Source organism: Chitinophaga lutea, from assembly GCF_003813775.1.
GTDB lineage: Bacteria > Bacteroidota > Bacteroidia > Chitinophagales > Chitinophagaceae > Chitinophaga > Chitinophaga lutea.
The window spans coordinates 1,102,085-1,121,607 of the sequence record NZ_RPDH01000001.1 but is presented as its reverse complement, the minus strand read 5'-3'; the positions used below and the strand labels follow the sequence as shown (position 1 = coordinate 1,121,607).

Genomic DNA, 19,523 nt, shown 5'->3' with positions numbered 1-19,523 from the left:
AATTTTAAACCGACAATTATGCGATTAAAAATAGCCGTCCTCTTTTTGCTTTCCGCCACGCTACTGACCGCGTGCTCCGATAAATTCCTGGAACTGGACGATAAACAGAACCTCACCGAGAACACCTTCTGGACCACCCGCCAGCATGCGTTGCAGGGCATTACCGCCACCTACGCGGCATTGCAGGGCCACGACGGGTCGAAGTGGACGTTCTTTGAAGAAGTGTATATCACCATGGCGTTCAAAGCCGACGATGTGGACAATAACAAAAACGAGCCGTACGGCAAGAACCTGGCGGCGTTTGTGAACAGTCCCGATGAAAGCGGCCCCTGGAATCTGTGGGCCACCTGTTACGCCGGCATCGGCCGCGCCAACCAGGTGATCGAAAAAGTGCCGGGCATTACCGTGATGACGGAACAGGAACGGAATGAAATTGTAGCCGAAGCCAAGTTCCTGCGGGCGTACAATTATTTCGTGCTCGTGAATGGTTTTGAAAATGTACCGCTGGTGCTGAAGTTCGAAAAAGATCTCACCAAACTCCAGGTAGCCCAGGCGGCTGCGGCCGACGTGTGGACGCAGATCGAAAAAGACCTTACCGAAGCCGAAGGTGTATTACCGGCGGCGTACCCGGACACCTATAAAGGCCGCGCTACCAAAGGCGCCGCCAAAGCATTGCTGGGCAAGGTTTACCTGTTCCGCGAAAAATGGGCGCTGGCCGAAGCGAAATTCATGGAGATCTATGGTCAGTATACGCTCAACGCCAACTACATCGACAACTTCAACGGCACGAAAGAAAACGGCCCCGAGTCGGTGTTTGAAGTGCAGTTCAGCGGCGACCGTGCCGTGTCTGACGAAAGGCATCCTTTCAATTTCGAAGTAAGGCCTTATGCGCTCGACGGCTGGGAGATCTATTACCCCTCCGACTGGCTGGTGACAACGATGAAGAACGACAAAACCGCCGGTGGCGGCTACAGCGACCGGGTGTACGGCAGCATCTTCTTCAACGACCCCGCTTCGAAAATGTGGGACCTGAACATTCCCGCTACGCTGGTGCCTTATGCGGATGTGGCGTCCAAACTGTCGCGGCCCGCATTCTTCAATAAATACGCTTACCCGAACGACCGCGGCGGCGCTTATGTGGGCACCAATATTTCCGTGATCCGATATGCGGACGTGCTGCTGATGCTGGCGGAAGCCGCCAACGAAAACGGCAAAACGGTGGAAGCCACCGGCTTTGTGAACGAAGTGCGCAACCGCAGTCATGCCAAACCCATCGCCGGCCTCAACAAAGACCAGCTGCGCGAACAGATCCGCAACCATGAAAGGCCGGTAGAGCTGGCCATGGAGTGGGGCATCCGCTGGTTCGACCTGGTGCGCTGGGGCCGTGGCGCCACTGCCAAACAACCGGTGAAAGCCCTGCTGACGGCGCATGGTAAACCTTCTGCGAACAATTATGTGGAAGACAAACACATCAGATTCCCTATACCATTGAAAGAAATCAACGTAAACCCGTTGTTGAAACAGAACAATTTGTACTAAGCGATCGCGCCGGCGTGCAGCCGCATGCCGGCGCGATAATTTTTTCACGACAAGCACGGACCTGAATGAGATACACCGGATTGATGATTGGCCTGTTGGTATGGCTGAATGTTTTGACCGCCCGTTCGCAACAAACCCAACCCCCGTGGCAGCACCCCGGCATTCAAACGGAAAACGCCCTGGCGCCGCACGCGTCTTTTGTACCCGCCGTGTCGGAAGCCGCGGCGCTCGCGCAATCGCCTTCGCCTTACGCTTTGCTGCTCGACGGCATGTGGAAATTCAGGCTCTCCCCTTCGCCGGCCGCACGGCCCGTTGATTTTTACCTCGACCGGTACGACGTGAGCCAATGGAACGATATCAAAGTGCCCGCCCACTGGCAAACAGAAGGATTCGACCGGTTCATATTCACGGATGTGGAATACCCCATCCCGGTGAATCCTCCTTTCCCGCCGCAGGATGATAATCCGGTCGGTTCCTACCGCCGCAGTTTTACGGTGCCGGCGGGATGGGACGGCAGGGAGGTGCGGTTGCGCTTCGGTGCGGTGAATTCATTTTTTTACTGCTGGGTCAACGGGCAGTACGTGGGCCTGAGCAAAGACAGCAAAACCGCCGTGGAGTTCGATGTTACCCGCTACCTCCGGAAAGGGGAGAACACGGTTTCCGTGCAGGTATTCCGGTTTAGTGATGCCACCTACCTCGAGGGGCAGGACATGTGGAAACTCAGCGGCATCGAACGCAGCGTGCAATTGATCGCCCGGCCCAAAGTGGCCGTGCACGACTTTTTTGTGAAAGCCGGTTTGGACAGCACCTATGCCAACGGTGTTTTCAGCCTCGATGTATGGATGAGTGCCCCCGCCAAAAACGGCCGCCTCCAGATCAAACTACTCGATGCAAAAGGAAATACCGTGATGCAGCAGCAGCGGGCATTCGACGGGACGGACAGTTACCGCTTTTCCGCAACATTGAGCCATGTAAAAAGCTGGAATGCGGAAAGCCCCCATCTTTATACACTGCTCATCTCACAGTTCGATAAAAGCGGGAAACTGGTGGAATGTATCGCTCACAAAACCGGCTTCCGTACGGTGGAAATCCGGAACGGATTGCTGCTGGTGAACGGGGTGGCGGTGAAGATCAAAGGCGTGAACCGCCATGAGCACAATATGCACACCGGCAAGGTGATCACCGTGGAGAGCATGGTGGAAGACATCCGGCTGATGAAACAATACAATATCAACGCCGCTCGCGCGAGCCATTATCCCAACAGTCCCGACTGGTACCGGCTTTGCGACGAATACGGCATTTACGTGGTGGATGAGGCCAACATCGAGTGCGACGGCATGTCGTTTCACCCGTTGAAAACCTTGTCCGACAAACCCGAGTGGAAAGAAGCTTACCTGCACCGCACCCGGCGAATGTTTGAAGCAAACAAGAACCACTGCTCCGTGATCACCTGGAGCCTGGGGAATGAAAGCGGGTTCGGCGAAAACTTCATCGCCACTTACCGCTATCTCAAATCAAAAGACGACACCCGCCCGGTGCAGTATGAAGCGGCGGGCAGGAATGAATTTACGGATATCGTTTGCCCGATGTACAAATCCACCAGCGTGCTGCTGGAGTATGTGCGGGATTGGCGCGACCGGCCGTTCATCCTCTGCGAGTACGCTCACATGATGGGCAACGGCGGCGGCAACCTGAAGGCTTACTGGGATTTGATGTACCGTCACCCGCAGTTGCAGGGCGGTTTCATCTGGGACTTTTCCGATCAGACGTTTAAGAAGAAAGATAAAGCGGGCAGGGATATCTGGGCTTACGGCCGCGATATGGGGAACGTAGGGCTTACCAGTGATACCAGTTATTGCGCGGACGGATTGTTTGCGGCTGACCGCACCCCGCACCCGCAGGCGTTTGAATTCAAAAAAGTGATACAACCGGTGGATTTCGAAGCGGTGACATTTTCATCGAACAGCGTCCGCCTCATTAACCGGATGGATTTTACCGATCTTGATCAGTATTCGTTCAGCTGGTTCATCCGGGCTGACGGGAAAAATATCGCGTCGGGGGAATTGCAGGCCGGTGCCCTTGCGCCGCATGCCAGCAAAATCATTGCATTGCCGCTGCCCCGGTTCGAAGCGGTTCCGGGTGCGGAATATTTCCTGACGCTCGAAGCCAGGACACGTTACGCTACACCTGCCATACCGGCGCAACACCTCGTGGCGTGGGAACAGTTTCCGCTGCCGGTTGCTCAGGCAACCCTGCCTGCAGTGACTGGGACCAATCAATTAACGGTACAGGAAGACCGGCAGCAGGTAAAGATTTCCGACGGCGATGCCGATATCGTTTTCAGCAAACAGACCGGCTGGCTGAGCGCATATGCCTGGAAAGGGACGCCTGTTATGAAATCCGCGCTGGAACCGCATTTCTGGCGCGCCGCGACCGACAACGATATCGGCAACAGCCAGCAGATGCGGTGCGCCGTATGGAAAGATGTAGTGAAAACCGCGCGGCTGGATTCCATACAGGTACACAAAGACGCCAAGGGACAGGTGACGGTCCGCACCCGGCATGTGCTGCCGGCTGTGAAGGCTGTTTACATGGCAACCTATACGATCACATCCGGGGGAATCATCAACGTGACCGTAGCGATGAAAACCGGCAGCGGGCGTTTGCCCGAATTGCCGCGTTTCGGGATGCGCATGCTGCTGCATGGCGCGTTCGACCAGGTGACCTGGCTGGGCCGCGGGCCCTTTGACAATTATGCAGACAGGAATACGGCTGCTGCTGTGGATGTGTACAGCATGAAGGCGGACCGGTTGTTCCATCCTTACCCCCGTGCGCAGGAAAGCGGCTACAGAACGGACGTACGGTGGATGACACTGGCGAATGCAAATGGCATCGGCCTGACGGCTGCCGGCAGTCCATTGATCTGTACCGGTGTGCTGCACTTTGACATGGACCGCCTCGAATTCGACCGGCACGCCAAAGAAAACAATCACGGCGGCTCCATGACGAATGAAGACCTGGTATGGTGGAACATCGATGATAAACAGATGGGCGTAGGCGGCGACAACAGCTGGGGCGCCACGCCGCATGCGGAATACATCCTGCCTTACACGGATTACAGTTATTCGTTCACCCTTCGCCCGGCTGTAAAATGAAGCAGATGAGAACGTGGATATTATTACTCCTGGTGGTGCAATCCGCCAGCGCACAGCGCAGTCGTTATCCGGATGTGCTGGAACTGCGCACCGAACCTCCGGCAGGCAAAAGCATCACGGGGAACGTGTTCAGCGACAAAGGCGCCTGGCATGCTTATGCACTGCCTTTGCGGAAAGAAGACAACGGCGCATTTATCGGGCCGCTGCTGATGGATATGAGCGGGAAGTGGCTGTCGGGCTCGTTTTCACGGCTATCCCTCTTCGAAAATGACCAGAATATCGACCTGGCGGCAGCGAAAGCAACCGCCACTTATTACCCCGGGCTGTTGCAGCAGGATTTGGAAGTAGCCGGGCTGGTTATCCGCCAGCAGCTGATTTTCGTCTCCAACAGGGAGGCTTTGCTCTATACGGGAGTCGTCAATAAAACAGGCCGCGCGCGGCACCTGGAATTACGGTACAGCGGGCAGAGCCAGGGTATTACGGCTGTCCGGAATGCAATACAGGTACAGGGTTTCGCGATCACATTCCCGGAAAAAACAATGCTGATGGCTGATAGTCTGCAATATGTGGCGAAGTGGGATGTTGCCATTCCCGCAGGCGGAAAATATGAACAGACGCAGGTGCAGGCGTATTTCCCGGATGGGGTGCGGCCTGCGCGGCGGTATGATTTTGCTGACGAATTGAAAAAGAATGAAACCCGCTGGAACGGCTATCTCGCCCGTTATTTCCCACCCGCGTCCAAACTGACGGCCCCGGAAAAAAGACTGGCGGTAAAATGCATGGTCACACTCATGACCAACTGGCGCAGCGCGTCCAAAGACATTCTGCACGATGGCGTTTTCCCGTCCGTCAACTATCAGGGTTTTTACGGCGTGTGGAGCTGGGACAGCTGGAAGCAAGCCGCCGGGCTGGCGACGTTCTTTCCGCAACTCGCCAAAGACAACATGCGTTGCATGTTCGATTACCAGGACGAGCACGGCATGATTGCCGATTGCATCTACGCCGATAAAAAGGAAAACAACTGGCGCGACACGAAACCGCCGCTGGCCGCATGGGCCGTTTGGGAAATCTACCGCCACACGAAAGACGCCGCTTTCGTCCGCGAGATGTGGCCGAAACTGGTGCGCTACCACGAATGGTGGTACCAGCACCGCGATCACGACCGTAACGGCCTTTGTGAATACGGCGCCACCGACGGCACCCGCGTTGCCGCCGCCTGGGAAAGCGGGATGGATAACGCCGTCCGATTCGACAGCGCCGTGATGCTGCAAAACGGCAAAGGCGCCTGGTCGCTTAACCAGGAAAGCGTGGATCTGAACGCCTACCTCTATGCGGAGAAGCTGTACCTGTCGAAACTTGCGGCGGTAGCCGGGAGCAGGGGCGATGTTTATCGTAGCGAGGCGGAAAAGCTCCGGCAGCGGATCAGCGCACAGTTTTACGATGAGCGCAGGGGGTATTTCTACGACCGATTGCTGGGCGCGCCCGGGCATGTTGCGGTGGATGGGCCCGAAGGATGGATTCCTTTATGGGCGGGCGTTGCCACACCACAACAGGCCGCCGCGGTAAAAGAGAAAATGGCCAGCCCGGAAAAATTCAGCACAAAAATACCCTTGCCCACGCTGGCGGCAGACCACCCTGCATTCGACCCGATGAAGGGATATTGGAGAGGGCCGGTGTGGCTCGACCAGTTTGCTTTCGGAACAGAAGGGCTACGCAAATATGGTTATAGCACTCTTGCCGCAAAACTCGAAGCGCAATTGCTGGAGCAGGCGGAAGGTATGCTGACGGACGGCCCTGTATATGAAAACTATCACCCGCTCAGCGGGAAAGGTTTGAACGCGAGGAATTTCAGCTGGTCGGCAGCGCATCTCTTAATGATATTGAAAAACAAATAACGTCATGGAATTTACAGCACACGAAGTAAAGGAGCTGGTTCAGAAAAATTACCTGCTCGCTGTGGAGGTGGATACACTCCAGGGCTACGATGAATTCAACTATAAAATAACCGATGCCTCCGGCCGGAAGTTCATCCTCAAAATTACGGGCGAGGAAAAACGGTATTCCTTCCTTGATGCGCAGCTCCGCATCCTGGATCATCTCACCGTAAGCCCGGTGGCCTGGAAATTCCAGCAGATACTCCGGAACAAGAACCGGCAGGAACTGACGCCCGTGTTCAAAAACGGCAAACAATATTACCTGCGCATTCTCACCTGGCTCGACGGCGAATGCTGGGCGCAGGTGCGGCAGAAAACGAAAGAACTGTACACCGGCCTCGGCAGCTTTCTCGGCAAAACGGATGAATCGATGCAGGACTTTGAGCACGACGCCCTTCACCGCCATTACGTTTGGGACATCAGCACCGCCATGGATGCCAACCGCTTCCTGCATTGCATCCCCGATCACGAAAAACGCCGGCTCGCCGGCTATTTCCTGCTGGCTTTCGAAACGGAAGTAGTGCCCGTGCTGGCTACGCTCCGGCACGCCTGCATTCATAACGACGCCAACGATTATAACGTGCTGGTGAAAGACGGTGAAGTGAGCGGTCTGATCGATCTCGGCGATATGGTGTACACGGCCCTTGTCAACAACGTGGCCATCGCCTGTACTTACGCCATGCTGAACACGCCGGACCCGCTGCAGGCCGCCACCTGGGTGATACAGGGATACCATGCGGCCTTCCCGCTCACGGAACAGGAAACCGATCTGATCTACTATCTCATCGCGGCAAGGCTTTGTATCAGCGTTACACAATCCGCCTGGCAGGCTTCGCTGGGCTCCGACAATGGCCATCATTTTGTAACAGAACAGCATGCCTGGCAACTGCTGGACCAGCTTATCAAAATCAACCCCATCAAGGCGGCCGATACTTTCCGGAAAGCCTGCGGCATGACGCCCCTGATCAATGCCAATGAAGATTATGCCCCGCTATTGCAGGAACGCAAAACCTTCGTCGGCAAAAACCTCAGCATCAGCTACCGCCAGCCGCTGAAGATCGTGAAAGGCGCATTGCAGTACCTCTACGACGACAAGGGCGGCACCTTCATCGACTGTGTGAACAACGTGAGCCATGTGGGCCACTGCCACCCGGTAGTGGTGAAAGCCATGCAGCGGCAGATCGCCACGCTTAATACCAATACCCGTTACCTCAACGATCACCTGGTGGAGTTTGCGAAGGCGCTGCACCGTACGTTGCCTTCCCGGTTGTCGGTTTGTTATTTCACGAACTCGGGCAGCGAGGCCAACGACCTGGCCATCCGGATGAGCCGGCACTTCACGGGCAGGAAGGACGTGATCGTACTGGATCATGCCTACCACGGCACTTCCACCGTGGCCATAGAAATGAGCCCCTACAAGTTCGACGGGAAAGGCGGTTTCGGGCAGATGCCTTACGTGCATAAAGCCGATTCTCCCGATTTATACCGAGGTCCGTTTGGCTACAACGATCCGCGGGCCGGCGAGAAATATGCGGAGAGCGTGCAATCCATTCTCACGCAAAACAAAGGCAAGGTAGCCGCATTCATCTGTGAAACGCTGCTGGGTGTGGGCGGGCAAATCCCCCTCCCCGACAACTACCTCAAAGCGGTGTACAGCCACGTGCGGGAAGCCGGCGGCGTATGTATTGCGGACGAAGTGCAGGTAGGTTTCGGCAGAGTGGGTGAAAAGTTCTGGGGCTTCGAGCTGCAGGGCGTGGAGCCGGACATCGTGGTGCTGGGCAAACCTATCGGTAACGGGCATCCCCTGGCCGCCGTGGTGGTCACGCAGGAAATCGCGGACGCCTTCAACAACGGGATGGAATATTTCAACACCTTCGGCGGCAACCCCGTTTCCATGGCTACGGGCAGGGTGGTGCTGGACGTGATACAGTCGGAAGGCATGCAGCAGCATGCGCTGGAGACAGGCAACTTCCTGATGGAAGGGCTGCGCGGTTTGATGGACAAACATCCCGTTATCAGCGACGTACGCGGGCATGGTCTTTTTGTAGGCGCGGAAATGGTGAAAGACAGAACCACGAAGGAACCGGCGGTGGATGAGATCAACCGGGTGGTGGAAAAGATGAAAGAGAGAGGGTTTCTGCTCAGTACTGACGGGCCACTGTACAATGTGCTGAAAATTAAACCGCCGCTGGTGTTCAGTCGAGATAACGCCGCCGAGATGGTGCGTTGCCTGGATGAAGTATTGTCTACTCTTTAACAAAATATAACAGCATGAACAAGCTGCAATTGATACTCGACGGCCTGATGCGCCGTTACAAAGAAAGGGTGCCGGATGTGGAAAAAGTGATATCCGCCATGATCGCGGAAGGCCTCATCCGGCGCGCGGACGACATCGAAAACGACCACATCGCTTTCCGGACAATGGGCGTTCCGCATCTCGGGATCCAGTCGCTCGAAAAGATTTTCCTGCACCACGGGTACATTAAAAAGGACTACTACTATTTTGCGGAAAAGCGGCTGGACGCTTACTGGTATGCACCGCCCGAGCCGTCGCTGCCGCGTATTTTCATCAGCGAGCTGCGGGTAAAAGACCTGCCGGCCGCCACGCGCGACATGATCCACAATTACACCAGCGAAGTGACCGCCGACCCCGTGCTGCAACTCGACCTCGATGATGTGGCGGCCGTGGATGCGTTCCTGCACAGTGGCCTCTGGCGTACGCCTTCCTACCGTGATTATACAGTACTGGCCGGTGTAAGCGAATACGCATCATGGGCCATCTACAACAGTTATTATCTCAATCACTTCACCATCAGTGTACACAACCTGCCGGCCGGTTACAACGAGATCGGCCGGTTCAACGATTTCCTCGAAAAGCAGGGCCTGCAGCTGAACGATGCCGGCGGGAAATTCAAGAAGAGTCCGGATGGGCTGTTGCTGCAGAGCTCTACGGTGGCCGGTATGATCGAAGCGGAATTTGCCGGCGGTGAAAAACACGCTATTGCAGGCTCGTATGTGGAGTTTGCGGAGCGTAGAGTATTGCCGGAATTCAGTCACCTGGATCCTGCCGCCATCAAACGGGTACACCGGAGAGAAGGTTTTGAGGCCGCGAATGCCGACAAAATATTTGAAAGCACCTATTCATCACAAACCAACAAAAGATAATGGATTTTTTAAAGGAGTTGGGCATTTTGCCACAGAACCCCGGCGTCAGCACCGGCGCAGCATGGCTGCCGGGCGGCGGGGAGATCGTTTCGTTTTCACCTGTCGACGGGCAACAGATCGCGACCGTCACCGCTACGGACGCGCCCGCTTATGAAGCCGTGATCCTGACGGCTGCCAAAGCGTTTGAGCATTGGCGCACCGTACCTGCGCCGCAGCGGGGAGAAGTGGTTAGGCAGATCGGGGAAGCGCTGCGCGAAAAAAAACAGGCGCTGGGCCGGCTCGTGAGCTTTGAAATGGGCAAAAGCCTGCAGGAAGGTTTGGGTGAAGTACAGGAGATGATCGACATCTGTGATTTTGCCGTGGGCCTGAGCCGCCAGTTGTACGGGCTCACGATGCATAGCGAACGCCCGCAGCACCGCATGTACGAGCAATGGCATCCGCTGGGGATTGTGGGCATCATTTCCGCATTTAACTTCCCCGTGGCGGTATGGAGCTGGAATGCGATGCTGGCGATGGTTTGCGGGAACGTGTGCGTGTGGAAGCCCAGTGAAAAAACGCCGTTGTCCGCCGTCGCCTGCCAGCACATTATCGCCGGCGTGCTGCAACGGAACAACGTGCCGGAAGGCGTCAGCTGCCTGATCAACGGGGGCGCGGAAACAGGGAGATTATTAGCTGCGGATGAGAGAGTGCCGCTCGTGTCGGCCACCGGCTCCACCGTGATGGGCAGGGCCGTGGGCATTACCGTGGCGGGGAGGTTCGGTCGCAGCCTGCTGGAACTGGGCGGCAACAACGCGATCATTGTTTCCAAAAACGCCGACCTCGATATGGCGCTGATCGGCAGTGTATTCGGCGCAGCCGGAACGGCCGGGCAACGTTGCACCACCACACGCCGCCTCATCATTCACGAAGATGTTTACGACCGCTTTCGCGATAAGCTGGTACATGCGTATGGCCAGCTCCGGATCGGCAATCCGCTCGATGAGGCGAACCACGTGGGACCGCTGATCGATAAAGCGGCGGTGGATACTTACCTGCGGGCCATTGCCGCCTGCCGTGAACAGGGCGGCCGCTTCCTCGTGGAAGGCGGCGTACTGGAAGGGCAGGGGTACGAAAGCGGTTGTTATGTAAAACCCTGCATCGCGGAAGTACAGCCGCAGTTCCCGGTAGTGCAGACGGAAACCTTCGCCCCCATCCTGTACCTGATGAAGTACAGTACGCTGGAAGAAGCGGTGGCGATGCAGAACGACGTGCCGCAGGGTCTTTCTTCCGCCATCATGACGATGGACCTGCGCGAAGCGGAATATTTCCTGTCGGCCGCCGGCAGCGACTGCGGTATCGCCAATGTGAACATCGGCACCTCCGGGGCCGAGATCGGCGGAGCCTTCGGCGGGGAAAAAGAAACCGGCGGCGGCCGAGAAAGCGGCAGCGATGCCTGGAAAGCTTACATGAGACGACAAACCAACACGATTAACTATGGAACCCGACTGCCACTGGCACAGGGGATTCAGTTCAACCTCTGATACACCGGTGTACGGCCGGCAGACAAAAGGCTATCCCGGAAGGGGTAGCTTTTTTTGTTGCCGGCGTACACCGTGATTTCACTGTTTCTGAACCGTCGCTGCAGGTTATTGTTTCTCTATTTTCCCGTTTTTATAGATGGTGTAGTTCTCGCCGTCGGTTTTCTGCACAGACGCCTGCCCGTTTTCAAAACGGCCCGGCGCCGTGAATTCCGGCTGGAACACGATCTCGTTTTTCAGGTTGACATAACCCCATCGCTGTGGAACGGCCATCACGGCAACCATCCCGTCGCCGGCAGCCTGGGCGTCCTGGTATTCCAGGGGGATGACGATGTCCCCTTTCAGGTTCATCATGCCGTACCGGTCGTTTTTCCCGACCCGGAGCAATCCGTCTTCCGCGTATTGGGCAATGTATTCATACGACGGCGGAACGATTTCGCGGCCGGTGGTGTCCACCAGTCCACGCAGGTCTCCTTTCACAACCTGGCATACGCCGTCATTGAACCCCATGTCGATGCCTTCGTACACAATGGGCACCACAATTTCTCCCCGCCGGTTGATCAGGCCTATTCCTTTGCTGTTACCGCTTTCATCTACATGCGAAACGGTGGCGTACGCGCCTGCGTTGCCTGAAAATTCATCCGGGATATAGTGTGCATCCGCGGATACCCAGATATTTTCTTTTTCATCGAGGTAGCCGCTCAGCGTCGCCAGCGCAACAGGCTGCTGCCGGGTTTGGGTCTGTGATTGGGGGTGACATGCCGCCATCAGCAGCGGGATCATACAATAAACATATCTCATTCGTATGTTTTTAAATGAATAAATGAATGCCGGCGGCTGCAAACATACACCTGCGCGAAGCCGGAAAACGGGCCGATTTATATCCGCATGACCCATCAGGGCATTCGTGGTATCCGGGCATAAATTGCAGAGCAGGGCGTGTTAAAAAAAAGACCGTATGGCAGCAGTATGATTATTTATCCTAATTTCGGCCGCCGCTTCATCCAAACGGCCTAATACTTTGCAGTATGCATCGTTTCAAAACACTGATCATAGAAGATGAGCCTGCCATCCGGAAAGAACTGGAATGGATGGTGACGCAAAAAGAAGAACTGGCGCTGACGGCCGTGGCCGATTCCGTGGCGAAGGCCCTCGACCTGCTGGCGCAAACCACGCCGGACCTGGTGCTGATGGACATTCAGCTGGAAGACGGCACCGCCTTCGACATCCTGCACCATCATCCTTCTCCCGCGTTCCGCATTATTTTTATCACGGCATACGATCATTATGCCATCAGGGCCATCCGTTACGGTGCATTGGACTACCTGCTGAAGCCCATCGATCAGCAGGATTTCAACGGCGCCATCGAAAGGCTGAAAAAGCAGGAGGTCGCCGGTTTGCCGGGGCGCCTGGATATTGCCAGGCAGATGGCCATACCGGAAAAGGCGGTGGACATGAACGCGCAGATCTGTATCGCGGCCACCGATTGCCTGCAGATGATCCGCCTGGCAGACGTGATGCATCTCTCCGGAGAAGGCGCCTATACCAAAATTTTCCTGCAGCAGGGGAAACGCATCACCGCCTCGAAGCCGCTGAAATACTATGAGGAACTGTTGCCGGGAGAAAATTTTATCCGTCCCCATCAGTCGTATATCGTTAACCGGCAGTACATCGACAAATACCTGAAAAGCGGCATCCTGGTGATGCGCGACCAGACGGAAATTCCTGTGGCTACCCGCAGGAAGGAATTCATCATCAACTGCCTGACCACGCTCAAATAATGAAAAATAGCCTATCCCTGTGCCTGTTGCTGTGGTTCTGCGCCTGCCGCTCACAGCCCGGTGCATCTCCCGCCGCCGGGCGGAACCTCCTGCCGGAACTGGAACAGTTGTCTGACAGCCTGGACAAACAAAAACAGGGCGACCGTCTCGCCTTCTGGCGAAGCCGGCTCGATGCGCCTGCTTACCGGCACAGCAGCGAGGCGTTGGCGTACCTCCACTACCAGGTGGCGAAGTACCTGGTAAAGGCGAATGCAGACAGTGCGGCATACCATATCGGCAGGGCGCTGGAACTGGCGGACGCTGGTGAGCCGGTGCCCCGCCTGAAATTTGCCATCTGCAACGGGGCCGGCATCATCGCGGAAGCGCAGGCAAAATTTTACCTGGCCGGGTATTATTACAATGAATCGGCCGCCATTATCACCAGCACCGACTCCCTCGATGCGAAGCCCCTGTCGAAAGCAGTATGTCTCCTCAGTGCGGCGCAATACAATAACAAGGTCAGCCAAAGCGGCAAGGCGGCGGCGCAAAACCGCATGGCGCTGCAATTACTGCAACAGATGCCGGTGCCCAGTCCCCGGCATATTTTCCGTGCTTATTCACAACTGTTTGCAGCCGGCTCTGACGGCGGGCTGTTCACCACGGATTCGCTTTTTGTGTGCCTGAGTGCGATGGAGCGCTGGGCGGCGGCTTCGGAAGATTCCCTGCAGCGGCGATTCTTACAGGAGCATACCGCATATTATTATACCAAAACCCAACGGTTCGATTCCGCTGTTCACTTTTACGAACAGGTGAAAGCGTTTGATGAAAACAGCCTGCACAACAAAGCACCGAACGCCATCAGGAACCTGTACATCACTTTATCCAATCTCGCGGATTTATATATCCGTTCCGGTCAATTGCAACAGGCCGCCGCGGCGATACGGCGCGCGGATGAACTGGATAATCAATATCCCGGAAAGCTGGCCGGTGACGAAAAAGTGCTGGGGGCGAAGGCTGTCATGCATCTTCGTTTCGCGGCCGGTGATCGTGCGGGCGCAACCAAAGCGGCCGGTGACCTGTATGACCTTCAACAGGGCGTTATCCGCAACGCGGGTGTACTGGCGAACGAAGAAATGGAATCGGTATACCAGCTGCGCGCCAAAGACCGGTCGATTGCCTCGCTCAACCGGCAGGTCGACTTTGCCGCGCAACGGATCGAGAACAACCGGTTGCTGTTACTGGTCATTGCATTGCTCGCGCTGCTCGCGGTTTCCTGGGCGCTGATGATCTATTTCGCGCAAAAACAGAAAAGAGCGCTGCAGGAAAGGGAAAACGTACTGTTGCAGCAGCAATTGCTGCGCGCGCAGATGGAACCTCATTTTATCTTCAATACCCTGTCTGCCCTGCAGAGTTTTATCCGGTTCGACGAAAAAGAAAAGTCGATCCATTACCTCAGCCAGTTCAGCAAGCTGCTGCGCAGCAACCTGGAACTGAGCCGTCAGCAATACGTGCCCCTCAGCGATGAGCTGGAGGCGATCGGGCATTACCTCAGCCTGCAGCAAATGCGCTACGAAGAGGCATTCCATTACAACATCATTGCACCGGAGGCCGACACCGACATGCTGCTGATTCCCCCGATGCTGATACAGCCGTTCGTGGAAAACGCCATCCTGCACGGCATCAGCAGCACCGCCGCCAACGGCGTCGTGACGGTGGAGGTATTGGCCTGCGAAAAACAGGTCGTTGTAAATATTACAGACAATGGTAAAGGGATGGCCGCCGGCCGGAACGGCAAAAGCGCCCACAAGTCGCTTTCAGGTGCCATTGCCAGGGAACGCCTGGAGATCCTCGCCAAAGAAAAAGGTATGCAGGCCGGTCTGGATATCGTATCCGGCGACGGCGGCACGACGGTGCGGCTGACCCTGCCGGTGAAATCTGCCCTGTAGTGCGGTTTTAAACCAAACCGGCGCAACTCCCCTGATAAATCCCGCGGATTTAAATCGTCCCGCGCAGGAAATAGCCGTTATGCGAATTTCGCAGCCGGAAGGCCCGCAATAAAAGGCCGCCGGTAATTTATGCAGAGATATTTGCTATGGATCATTTTGACATGCCTGCTGGCCAGCCTGCAGGCCCATGCGCAGGAAGGCGGTACGCCATATTTGTACAAGGGGACGGTAGACGGGAAACTGCCAGTGACCATGTTCCTCCACGCCGTTCCCAGCGAATGTTCGGGAGAGATGATATACCAGGGTATTTACCGGTACGACAAAACAGCGGAGCCGGACAACTGGCTGCTGCTGAATATTGACCATAACGGGAAGAACCAGTTCGTGATGGTCGAAACAGGTTTTTCGGGCGTGCTGGTCCTCCGGAAAGTCGGGGATACCCTGACCGGGATCTGGCTGCACCCGGATGGCCAGAAGCAGATGAAAGTAGAGCTGAAAAAGAAACCCGTCACGGAGGGGCAGGCGGAGAAATACATGAATGAGTTGGATGCCGCTAATGAGCGCGACCATGACTGTTAAAATTAGGATCCTATGAAAATTCCCGGTAAATGGATGTTCACGTCCGCATTACTTGTTTGCCATACCCTCATCTGTTCCGCCCAGGACGCGCGGAAGGAAGTGAATTACATCCGCGGTCTGCGGGAGGAAGAAAACAAAACAATCGTGGAACTGGGGAAGATACCGCGTATCTGTTTTCTGTCCGCGGAGGACAAACAGCAGTACATAAAACTGCTCGCCACGCTGCGGACTGTGAAAAAAGGAGAAACGATCAACTCTGACCGCTTGTTCGAATTGGGCATTTACCCTGACGGCCGCATTTCATACGCGCGCGCCCTGACGAAGCAGGAGCAGGAAAAACACCACAACCTGCTTCCGAAGCAGGACGTGGCGGTAGCTGCTGTTGACAACGGTCAGCCTGCCGCGTTTTACAAAAAAGCGGAAGCACTGTTCGAGGAGGAAAAGTTCGAACAGGCCGTTATTACGCTGAACAAGGCCATTTCCATCAATACGCAGAATCCCGATTTTCACCGGCTGAAGGCGCTCAGCCTGAGCCGGCTGGAGCGGTATGAGGAAGCCATCCGCGAAGCGGCGTTCGCGCTCCGGATGGACCAGGCCAACAGCCAGCTGTACGGCATCATTGCCAACGGCTATTATTTTATGGGCGAACTGGAAAAGGCCGTGGAGCAATACGAAATCGCTGTGCAATATGACAGGGGATATAGTTCCCTTGTTTTTCATAACTACATCAGGTGCCTGATCGAAATGCCGCGGCCGGAAAGAGCGCTGGAGGTGTACCGTGTGTATTTATTCCGTACCGGACGGGATTGGGAGGAGGATTTGCTGTCTGACAGTTATTCCGCCGATCTGGCCTTTTATGCGGGCCAGGCATTTCAGCAACTCCGCCAATGGAGCAAGGCGCTGGATATTTACAACGCGCTGATTGTCGTAAAGCCGGAGTTTTACGGGTATATGGCACAGCGCGCCCGTCTGTACCTGGCGCAGGGCGCATGTGTAAAAGCCCAGGCGGATTTCAGGACGGCCATGCAGCTGGCGCCTGCGCCCGAACAGGCGCGGCTCTGCGAGGAAGCAGCTGCTGCGTATGATGCCTGCCTGCAACAGTCACCTCAATCCGCAGACTCGCTTGGGCTCCGGTGCGGCTCCGGTCAGTGAATAGTTTGTACGGCGCTGCGTCAGCGTCCATGGATGGCTGCCGCTGCGGGTATCACCAGACCGCAGCAGCACGCCGGTTATTTGCGGGAGACAATTTGAAAGCCGGATGAACCCTTATCTTTGCAAAAAAAAGATGGAACTCCGGGAATACACGCCAGGCGCTCATCTCTCTTCATTTATCGAAGCCTACTGGGAGGCATTTGCCAGCCCCGGCCAATGCCGGATGGATAAGATCGTTCCCGACGGCTGTGTGGATGTCATCTTTAACGCCGCCGGCGATTTTTACATCGATTCGCTGGGCCTTACCCTCAAAAGCGAAGGCATATACCTCGGCGGCGCCATCACACAATTCATGGAAGCCCGTATGCCGGAGCATACGCGTCTGATCGGCGCACGCTTCAAACCTGCCGCCTTTTCCTGTTTTTATTCATTCGCTTCCTTGCATGAAGTGACCAATACTTTCGTTGAACTGCCATCGGCATTCCTTCCGGCTGTAAAACCCTTGCTGCACCAACCCGCGGTGGCGTTCGACCGGTTTTTTGCCGGCCGTTATGCTGCACCAGGCCACCGCCTGCTGCCTGTGGTGAACGACATCTTACAATCGCGCGGAAAGGTATCGGTGCAGGATTTGACAAAGACCCATTTTATCACGGAACGGCAGCTGGAAAGATATTTCCGGTATCATACCGGTTTAGGCCCCAAAACATTCATCAGCATTATCCGTTACAAATCCGCCAGCCGGCTGATTCTCGAAGAGCATCCCGCCAGAAGCCTCTCTGACATCGCCCTGGAAAGCGGGTACTACGATCAGGCGCACCTGAGCCGGGAAATAAAGAAGTACGGCGGGCTAGCGCCTACCGCGCTGCGATAGGTGTCTGATTCCTTTTCATTTTGTCGGGTTTTTACAAGTGCGGGATTTCCTGCGGGGATAACTTTGCAGTATAAAATATTCGTGTTATGCTGAGAACCGGCGGGTATATCAATCTGCTCATTGCACTGGCGCATGTGGTAGGGCTTATCTGGGCGCAGCCATTTTTCGAAGTGACCGGCGTAGGCCGGGAAATGCAGGAAATGTCGCAGGTGCATCCCTCCCTGCCTTACCTCATTACCCTGTTCGTGACGGTAATCTTTACCATTTTCGGATTGTACGGACTGTCTGCCGCCAACCGCTTCAGGCCCATGCCTTTCACCAAAGCAGCGATCTTTATTATCGCCTTTATCTATATCGCGCGCGGTACGGCGCAGGTATTCACCGATTTTATCATCGAAGGAGAAGGCATCATCCTGGGCACCATTTATTCGTTGATCGCGCTGGGGATCGGCGTGCTGTACCTGGTGGGCGGGTTGAAAAAATGGGTGTTCAGAACCGCTTAGATGCCTTGCTGTATACCGGCTTCGGCATACAGGTCACCGATGATTTTCCGGAATGCGGTGGCGGCATGATGTACCTGTACCTGCCAGTCTTCCGCCGCATTACCGTCGGCCCCATCTGAAATATATTTCAGGCAGAGAAAAGGGATTTGCGCCTTCATGGCGATCAGCCCGAGGGGATAGGCTTCCATGTCGATCACGTTATAATCGTCGGTGGTATGTTCCATTTCAAAGCTGTCGCCCGTACCGCAAATGCCTTCCGGGAGGCCCGGCAGGGAAAGGCCGTAGTGGAGCACGGGATCCTGGCCGGAAAGGGGTGTTTCGTATTTTTTGAATCCCAGTCCCCGTACATCCATATCCCGCTGGATGAACCGGGTGCAGCAAACCACTTCGCCCCGTTTGAACCGGTGACTGCCGGCGGAGCCCAGGTTGATGATGATGCCGGGTTTGTCTTCCGCGATGCGTTTGGTGAGATGATAGGCGGCATTCACCTTTCCGATGCCCACAAACAGGGGATTGTAGGATTCAAATTCCCCGGCGGCTTCAGATTCCAAAGCAAAAACAAAAAGCGGGCGCTGGTGCAAAAGTCCCGTGATGGCTGCGTTGTTATTCATGTAAAAAAAATAATATCGGCAAATTTAACGGATAACCTTGCCAGTTCAAAATCGGCGGGAAGGGAGCGGTTCTAGAGCCCGCAGCCGGACTGTTCCACCAGTTTTTTCACGTCGTGAATGAAAATCTTCCTGCCTTTTGTTTCCAGGATACCCGACAGTTTGAATTCCTTCAATATCCGCACTACGTTTTCATTGCCGGTACCTGCCATGTTGGCCAGGTCGTGCCGGGAAATATCCACTACGATCTCTTCGCCGGGTTTGGCCTCCGCTTTAAATTTTTCCCGCAAAACAATCAGCGCAATGGCCAGTCTTTCTTTTACCGGACGGGTGGCTATAATGGAAATGCTGTTGGCCAGCACCGAAAATTCGTGGCTCAGCGTTTTCAGCAACCGCCGGGGCAGAACGGTCGATTTTTCGAGAACACTTACAAAGTCTTCTTTGGGAATAAACGCGATGAGGCTTTTCTCCAGGGTGGAGGCGGTGTCCGGATAACGCTCCCCGGCCAGTATGGCGTGATAGCCGATCATTTCGCCGGAATTGGCCACATAGATGATCTGTTCTTTCCCGTCACGCCCGGTTTTGTATTTCTTTACCTTTCCCTGCCTGACAAAGAATATTCCCTGTGGCACGGCCCCTTCGCGGAAAAGTGTTTCGCCTTTATGATATTCCTGCTCGGTCATGTGCCGGCTCAATTCGTCGTACTCCTCCGCAGGCAGATCGTTGAGGATGGAATGTGATTTGAAATTCCATTTGTCGATGGGAAACAGGCCGGTCAAACTCATGGTCGATAG

Annotated in this window: 15 protein-coding genes; 12 read left to right on the top strand and 3 right to left on the bottom strand. The window is 55.4% G+C overall.

Translation table 11 applies throughout. The features are described from left to right. Nucleotides 1-18 precede the first annotated feature (18 nt). From EGT74_RS04310 to amaB, 6 genes are all read left to right on the top strand, one after another. Nucleotides 19-1,539 (top strand): RagB/SusD family nutrient uptake outer membrane protein, encoded by a 1,521-nt coding sequence (locus tag EGT74_RS04310; protein WP_123845297.1) that lies wholly within the window; start codon nucleotides 19-21, stop codon nucleotides 1,537-1,539. 65 nt (nucleotides 1,540-1,604) lie between these two features. Continuing rightward, nucleotides 1,605-4,694, top strand: a complete 3,090-nt coding sequence (locus EGT74_RS04305) for a glycoside hydrolase family 2 TIM barrel-domain containing protein (protein ID WP_123845296.1) — start codon at nucleotides 1,605-1,607, stop codon at nucleotides 4,692-4,694. Between the two features lie 5 nt (nucleotides 4,695-4,699). After that, on the top strand, nucleotides 4,700-6,589 hold the full coding sequence (locus tag EGT74_RS04300; RefSeq protein ID WP_220392810.1) for an MGH1-like glycoside hydrolase domain-containing protein: 1,890 nt from the start codon (nucleotides 4,700-4,702) through the stop codon (nucleotides 6,587-6,589). Nucleotides 6,590-6,593: 4 nt separating this feature from the next. Next, complete coding sequence (locus tag EGT74_RS04295; RefSeq protein WP_123845294.1) at nucleotides 6,594-8,885, top strand: aminotransferase class III-fold pyridoxal phosphate-dependent enzyme; 2,292 nt, start codon at nucleotides 6,594-6,596, stop codon at nucleotides 8,883-8,885. A gap of 14 nt (nucleotides 8,886-8,899) precedes the next feature. After that, entirely contained in the window at nucleotides 8,900-9,793 is an 894-nt protein-coding gene (locus EGT74_RS04290) for a DUF1338 domain-containing protein (RefSeq protein ID WP_123845293.1), read from the top strand. Continuing rightward, complete coding sequence (gene amaB / locus EGT74_RS04285; protein WP_123845292.1) at nucleotides 9,793-11,313, top strand: L-piperidine-6-carboxylate dehydrogenase; 1,521 nt, start codon at nucleotides 9,793-9,795, stop codon at nucleotides 11,311-11,313. Before EGT74_RS04290 ends, amaB begins: the two co-directional genes overlap by 1 nt. A 105-nt stretch (nucleotides 11,314-11,418) precedes the next feature. On the opposite strand, the gene EGT74_RS04280 is transcribed toward amaB, so the two are convergent. Beyond that, a complete protein-coding gene (locus EGT74_RS04280; protein ID WP_158617997.1) occupies nucleotides 11,419-12,111 on the bottom strand; it encodes a WG repeat-containing protein in 693 nt (230 codons plus the stop codon). A 227-nt stretch (nucleotides 12,112-12,338) separates the two neighbouring features. On the opposite strand from EGT74_RS04280, the gene EGT74_RS04275 reads away from it, so the two are divergent. The 6 genes from EGT74_RS04275 to EGT74_RS04250 all read left to right on the top strand — a co-directional run bounded on the left by EGT74_RS04275 (nucleotide 12,339) and on the right by EGT74_RS04250 (nucleotide 18,121). Further along, nucleotides 12,339-13,091, top strand: a complete 753-nt coding sequence (locus tag EGT74_RS04275) for a LytR/AlgR family response regulator transcription factor (protein WP_123845290.1) — start codon at nucleotides 12,339-12,341, stop codon at nucleotides 13,089-13,091. After that, a complete protein-coding gene (locus tag EGT74_RS04270; RefSeq protein WP_123845289.1) occupies nucleotides 13,091-15,016 on the top strand; it encodes a sensor histidine kinase in 1,926 nt (641 codons plus the stop codon). The genes EGT74_RS04275 and EGT74_RS04270 overlap by 1 nt, the downstream gene beginning before the upstream one ends. Before the next feature lie 129 nt (nucleotides 15,017-15,145). Then, entirely contained in the window at nucleotides 15,146-15,595 is a 450-nt protein-coding gene (locus tag EGT74_RS04265; RefSeq protein WP_123845288.1) for a hypothetical protein, read from the top strand. 12 nt (nucleotides 15,596-15,607) lie between these two features. Beyond that, nucleotides 15,608-16,747: a tetratricopeptide repeat protein gene (locus EGT74_RS04260; protein ID WP_123845287.1), complete on the top strand. Its 1,140-nt coding sequence runs from the start codon at nucleotides 15,608-15,610 to the stop codon at nucleotides 16,745-16,747. Nucleotides 16,748-16,853: 106 nt separating this feature from the next. Beyond that, nucleotides 16,854-17,618, top strand: a complete 765-nt coding sequence (locus tag EGT74_RS04255; RefSeq protein WP_123845286.1) for a helix-turn-helix domain-containing protein — start codon at nucleotides 16,854-16,856, stop codon at nucleotides 17,616-17,618. Nucleotides 17,619-17,704: 86 nt separating this feature from the next. Then, nucleotides 17,705-18,121: a hypothetical protein gene (locus EGT74_RS04250; RefSeq protein ID WP_123845285.1), complete on the top strand. Its 417-nt coding sequence runs from the start codon at nucleotides 17,705-17,707 to the stop codon at nucleotides 18,119-18,121. On the opposite strand, the gene EGT74_RS04245 is transcribed toward EGT74_RS04250, so the two are convergent. Both EGT74_RS04245 and EGT74_RS04240 read right to left on the bottom strand, forming a co-directional pair. Then, complete coding sequence (locus EGT74_RS04245) at nucleotides 18,118-18,732, bottom strand: 5'-methylthioadenosine/S-adenosylhomocysteine nucleosidase family protein (protein ID WP_123845284.1); 615 nt, start codon at nucleotides 18,730-18,732, stop codon at nucleotides 18,118-18,120. The two genes, EGT74_RS04250 and EGT74_RS04245, sit on opposite strands and share 4 nt — an antisense overlap. A gap of 71 nt (nucleotides 18,733-18,803) precedes the next feature. Further along, nucleotides 18,804-19,514 (bottom strand): Crp/Fnr family transcriptional regulator, encoded by a 711-nt coding sequence (locus EGT74_RS04240; RefSeq protein WP_123845283.1) that lies wholly within the window; start codon nucleotides 19,512-19,514, stop codon nucleotides 18,804-18,806. Between the last annotated feature and the right edge of the window lie 9 nt (nucleotides 19,515-19,523).